The organism is Apibacter sp. (assembly GCF_025291155.1).
GTDB lineage: Bacteria > Bacteroidota > Bacteroidia > Flavobacteriales > Weeksellaceae > Apibacter.
On sequence record NZ_JAMBJZ010000128.1, the window covers coordinates 1 to 4,076 of the forward strand.

Annotated in this window: 4 protein-coding genes; 3 read left to right on the forward strand and 1 reads right to left on the reverse strand. The window is 28.0% G+C overall.

From position 1 onward, the window contains the following. Both M3Z80_RS09335 and M3Z80_RS09340 read left to right on the forward strand, forming a co-directional pair. On the forward strand, nucleotides 1–1,241 hold a 1,241-nt coding region (locus tag M3Z80_RS09335; RefSeq protein ID WP_293919344.1), incomplete at its 5' end, for a BamA/TamA family outer membrane protein. Nucleotides 1,242–1,289: 48 nt separating this feature from the next. Next, nucleotides 1,290–3,131: an ABC transporter ATP-binding protein gene (locus M3Z80_RS09340; protein ID WP_293919345.1), complete on the forward strand. Its 1,842-nt coding sequence runs from the start codon at nucleotides 1,290–1,292 to the stop codon at nucleotides 3,129–3,131. Between the two features lie 101 nt (nucleotides 3,132–3,232). On the opposite strand, the gene M3Z80_RS09345 is transcribed toward M3Z80_RS09340, so the two are convergent. Continuing rightward, nucleotides 3,233–3,616, reverse strand: coding sequence for a hypothetical protein (locus M3Z80_RS09345; protein WP_293919346.1), 384 nt, complete (start codon nucleotides 3,614–3,616; stop codon nucleotides 3,233–3,235). 374 nt (nucleotides 3,617–3,990) lie between these two features. Here M3Z80_RS09345 and M3Z80_RS09350 point away from each other — a divergent pair. After that, nucleotides 3,991–4,076: ParA family protein (locus M3Z80_RS09350; RefSeq protein ID WP_293919347.1), on the forward strand; the 86-nt coding region annotated here is incomplete at its 3' end.

Genomic DNA, 4,076 nt, shown 5'->3' on the forward strand with positions numbered 1-4,076 from the left:
AGAGAGGATATGCCTTTAATATGGTATATACAAATCTTTCAATTGCACAAGAGCCTCTAGAAGCATCTATAACTGTTGCACTTAACCAAAAAAGGATAATCAATTCTTTTGTTATAAATGGCTATAACCAAATTCCTAGAGGTATAAAAAAAGAGTTAGAATACGGATTTCTTGGGAAAACATATTCAGATGAGAAACTTAAAGAAATTTCTTCTTTACTGCTAAGTACTAATTTTATAACAGAAGAAAAAAATCCGCAAGTATTATTTACCCCAGATTCAACATCGATTTTTTTATATCTAAAAAAAAGAAAAGCCAGTTCATTTGATGGGATGTTAGGATTCGGCAATGATGATAAGGGAAAATTTAAAGTTAATGGCCAATTGCAACTATCATTAGGAAACTTATTCAATTCATTTGAAACAATCAATTTAAATTGGCTTTCAACTCCTGAAAAATCTCAAAACTTTGAAGTTATGGTAAATGTACCTTATCTTTTCAAATCAAAATTTGGTTCAGAATCTTCCCTTAATATATACAAACAAGACAGTACTTATGCAACTATACGTTTTCATGAGCATATTTATTATCAGTACGCTATCCATCAACGATTAGGAGTTGAGGCTTTATTTGAAAATTCACGGTATGTATCTGATTCCGAAATCAGTAATAATTTTTCTAAAACCGGTTTAGGTATTAGCTATCAATATAATGAAAAAAATGAGAATGAAATTTTAGGATCCAAAAATTTATATTCAATAAAAGGTATGGTGTATAGAAATATTCCTGAAGATAGAAAAAATATTACAGAATACAATGTATCCGCATGTATGGAAAAACTAATAAAACTCTCCGGATCACATTTTTTAAAACCTAGAATATCCGCTTCAGCTTTATTCGCAGATACATTAACAGTAAATGAACTTTATAAAGTTGGCGGTTTAAAAACCATTCGTGGATTTAATGAGCAATCTATTTATGCCAATGCTTATGCCATTGGTAGTCTTGAATATAGATATATTCCCTTTGAAGAGATGTATTTAAGTTTATTTACTGATTTAGCCTGGATTGAAAATAAATATCAAAATGCAAGACCTTTTTTATTAGGAACAGGCTTAGGAATTAGTTTTTTAACACGTTTCGGTATCTTTTCTTTAAATTATGCTGTAGGAAAATACGATTCAGAACCGATAAATTTTTCTGATTCTAAAATACATATAGGAATACAAGCCAATTTTTAATCAAAACGAAGGGAAATTTATTTACCTTTGTGATAATTAAAAGGAAGCATGAATTCATTAAAAAAAATACTAAAAAAATTTGCCTATCCATACAAAAAAGAATTTATACTAGGAATTCTCTTTAATCTTTTATATTCTTTGTTCTCCATCGTTTCCGTATTTTCTATTATGCCTATCTTAGAAATGCTTTTAGGAGGAAATAATAAAAATTTAATTGAAGACACCAAAAGAGAAATGCAAGCCTCCACAGGTATGATGGCTGAACTTAAATACAAATTTTATATATATTTAGATCATTCTCTTGAAGGAACCAATCCGAAAACAATCTTAGCTTATCTATGCATTGCAGTAATTGTTTTATTCTTATTAAGAAACATTTTCAGATATTTAGCTCAATATTTTATTGTACTTCTTCGAAGTGGAATTTCCAAGGATTTAAGAGTAGCGATGTATGATAAAATCTTAACGCTACCGGTTTCTTATTTTACCGACAGGAAAAAAGGAGATATTATGATACGGCTTTCGGGAGATATTGGCGAAGTAGAAGGAAATATATTAAATTCAATTTTAGAACTTTGGAGAACACCTTTTTCCATTCTTTTTACTTTAATTGCTTTAATCACTATTAGCCCTTCATTGACATTAATTGCACTGATAGTATTGCCATTTATGGCGTGGATTATCTCTTCCATAGGAAAAAGTTTAAAAAAAGATGCTAAAAAAGGATTAACAGAGACAGGTAATGTACTTTCTGTAATTGATGAAACCCTTAACGGAGCTAAAATAATTAAAATATTTAATGCAGAAGAATCCATGAAAAACAGATTTATGAATATTGTTCTTACTTTAAGAAGATTATCCATAAATATGATGAAAAAATATGAATTAGCTTCACCTTCCTCAGAGTTTTTAGGTTCTGTAGCTATGATATTTATTACTTGGTATGGTGGAATTCTAATATTAGACGGAGAAGGGTTAAACTTACCTTCATTTTTGGTATATATAGCATTGTTTTTTCAATTATTAGAACCGGCTAAAACATTATCAACTTCAATTACCAATTTACATAAAGGCACCGCATCTACAGACCGTCTGATAGAAACATTAGAAACCAGCATTCAGATTTATGAACCAGAAAATGCCTTTGAAATTTCTGAAATAAGAGAAGGAATTCAACTAAAAAATATAAATTTTCAATATGTTGAAGGGCATCCAATATTACAAGATGTAAATTTATTTTTACCTAAAGGAAAAACTGTAGCAGTAGTAGGACAAAGTGGTAGTGGTAAAACTACATTGGCTAATTTGATAGCTAGATTTTATGATGTTGATAGTGGAGTTATATATATAGATGGTCATGATTTGAGAGATTTGAATTTAAAAGTTTACCGTAAATTATTGGGTATGGTTACTCAAGAATCTATTTTATTTAATGATACCATTGCTAATAATATTAAATTAAGCAATCCGGAAGCTACCATGAGTGAAGTTATGGAAGCGGCTAAAGTAGCCAATGCTCTTGAATTTATTGAGCAATTGCCAAATGGATTTGAAACAACTATAGGTGAGGGGGGAGGAAAATTATCCGGAGGACAGAAGCAGAGAATTGCTATTGCAAGAGCTATTTTAAAAAATCCACCTATAATGATTCTAGACGAAGCAACTTCGGCATTAGATACCCAAAGTGAAAGACTCGTTCAAGATGCACTTGATAATCTCATGTCTAATCGTACCTCTTTGGTTATTGCTCATAGATTATCTACTATTGTAAATGCCGATAAGATTGTTGTAATGGAAAGGGGTAGGATAATGGAAGAAGGAACCCATATTGAACTATTAGAAAGGAACGGGATTTACAAAAAATTAATTGATATGCAAAATTTTTCTTAGTCAACAAATGATTTTTAATCTATAAATATAAATTCAATAAAAAAGCTTCAGAAATGAAGCTTTTTTTATAAATAATGTATTTAGATTAGTCGTATTTTATCTTAATAATGGTATTTTAATCCCTTTTTATATATATTTTTCTTAGCATGCATATCTTCTTTAATTTTTTTAATCTTCTGTCTTTGTTCTTCTGTAAAAACTTTATCAATTTCAGATTTTTTATTTTCTTTTAATTTATGAATCTGTTTTCGTAGCTCTTCAGATTTATTTCGCAGTTCATCTTCCTGAATTTTATATTTATCTTCAATTAAATTTATTTTTTTTATCTGTTCGTCAGTTAAACTTAGCTCTTTTGCCATTTTATCTCTCATTTCTTTTAATTTCTCCTCCTTTTTTTCATGATCTTTATGATCATCACATTTTGATTGAGTAAAAGCATATGTAGTAGTTATAAGCAATGCTCCTATGTATAATATCTTTTTCATATCTTTAAATACTTTTATAACCTAATGACAAACCTTATAGAAAAAAGTTTAACAAAAAATAATTTACTTTAATTAAAATTAATGATAAAATCTCAGTAATAAAATTTTTAAGATTATTAATACTAAAGATTTAAATGATTCCATTAATTTATATCGCTAACTAATATATAAAATAAAAATAATTTATTAAGGTAATCAAAACATATAAAAGATAAAAAACAAGCTAAAATAGAAATATTTAGATATAGGTAAATACACAATAATAATATTAAAATAATATAAATTATACCCTATAAAACCTTGCAATTTTGATAATTTTTTCTGAATATACCGTTTAAATATTGTATTTTTACACCTTCAAATTTAATATATAAATGGGAAAAATTATTGCTATAGCTAATCAAAAAGGAGGAGTTGGAAAAACAACCACAGCTGTAAATTTGGCTGCTGCGATAGGGGT

What these genes read in the sequence shown, in the direction of transcription:
- M3Z80_RS09345 (WP_293919346.1), bottom strand. Translation starts at nt 3,616, where the DNA reads ATGAAAAAGATATTATACATAGGAGCATTGCTTATAACTACTACATAT.
- M3Z80_RS09340 (WP_293919345.1), top strand. Translation starts at nt 1,290, where the DNA reads ATGAATTCATTAAAAAAAATACTAAAAAAATTTGCCTATCCATACAAA.